The sequence below is a fragment of the Oleiphilus sp. HI0061 genome (assembly GCF_001635675.1).
In genome coordinates this window covers 1-1,523 of sequence record NZ_LWFE01001239.1, presented here as the reverse complement: position 1 = coordinate 1,523, position 1,523 = coordinate 1, and the positions used below count along the sequence as shown (strand labels likewise).

Here is a 1,523-nt window from a genome sequence, read left to right as displayed (position 1 = left end):
TAGTTGCCCGGATACAGACGTAATTCACCGTAGTCGAGATCAGCCATATGCGTACAAACACTATTTAAGAAGTGTCTATCGTGCGAGATGATGATCATCGTACAGTTACGCTCGTTGAGAACACCTTCTAGCCAACGAATGGTATTAATATCCAGGTTGTTGGTCGGCTCATCGAGCAGCATGATATCGGGTTCAGAGAAAAGTGCTTGCGCGAGTAAGACACGAAGTTTCCAACCCGGTGCAACTTCGCTCATTGGGCCATAATGCTGCTCAACCGGAATACCAACGCCAATCAGTAATTCACCCGCTCTAGATTCTGCACTGTAGCCGTCCATTTCAGCGAATTCAGATTCAAGCTCGCCTGCGCGAATACCGTCTTCTTCACTCATTTCAGGCTTGGCGTAGATCGCATCACGCTCCGCTTTGATTGACCAAAGCTCTTCATGCCCCATGATAACGGTATCGACAACACTAAACTCTTCATAGGCGAACTGGTCCTGCTTTAGCTTACCAATTCGTTCATTAGGGTCTTTAGAGACATTCCCCGAGGTAGGCTCTAAGTCACCGCCCAATATTTTCATAAAGGTTGACTTACCGCAGCCATTGGCACCAATTAGGCCATAGCGGTTGCCCTCACCAAACTTAACTGAAACGTTTTCAAATAACGGCTTTGCGCCAAACTGCATTGTAATATTCGCGGTAACTAACAAGGTATTGCCTCAAGATCTGGGTCATGGTTCAGCTATCTATTAATAGCGGCGCGAATTATGCCACAAAGAAAGCGCTTTCGTTAAACCAAAGCAAAGATTTTTGTATCTCGTTTGCTAAGGGCTTATATCGGGGTGCAATATTCCTCGATCAAAGCTATTATTCGCCCCTTATTTCTGCCGCCAATTCGAGAACAGTAACTTAGCATGAATGTCTCTTCTATTTCGTCAACGCTTATTCCTTCAGTGCCCGCTGACCATAAATACTGGGGCTCCATTCCTCAAGGTGCTAGCGCGGCGACACTTTACGAGTTACTTAATGAGATAGAAGGCTTTTGTTTATATATCGCTAAAGATTCGCAACAAGCCTACGCAATGGAAAGCGCGTTTAAATTCTTTAACGAAGGCAAGCATGAGGTTTATGTTTTCCCTGACTGGGAAACACTTCCCTACGATACATTCTCACCCCATGAAGATATTATTTCTCAGCGTTTGGAAACTCTCAGCAAGCTTCCTCTTGCTAAGCGCGGCTTACTTATCATCCCGCTTAATACGCTATTGCATCGTTTGCCACCAAAAAGCTTTTTGAACGCGCACACCTTTTCTTTAAAGAATGGGCAGACATTTGAGCTTGAAAAGTACCGCCGTATGCTTGAAGAAGTTGGCTACAGAAATGTTAATACCGTTTATGAGCATGGCGAGTACGCAATACGAGGCTCAATCTTTGACCTTTACCCTATGGGCAGTGAAGAACCCGTTCGTATCGAGTTGTTTGATGATGAGATAGAAAGCCTGCGTACATTCGACCCGGATAAC

Annotated in this window: 1 protein-coding gene and 1 pseudogene; one reads left to right on the top strand and one right to left on the bottom strand. The window is 45.0% G+C overall.

The features are described from left to right. Positions 1 to 710: ATP-binding cassette domain-containing protein (locus A3735_RS19380; protein WP_156499770.1), on the bottom strand; the 710-nt coding region annotated here is incomplete at its 3' end. Between the two features lie 204 nt (positions 711 to 914). Here A3735_RS19380 and A3735_RS19370 point away from each other — a divergent pair. Further along, positions 915 to 1,523 (top strand): annotated as a pseudogene (locus tag A3735_RS19370) (transcription-repair coupling factor); the annotation flags it as partial.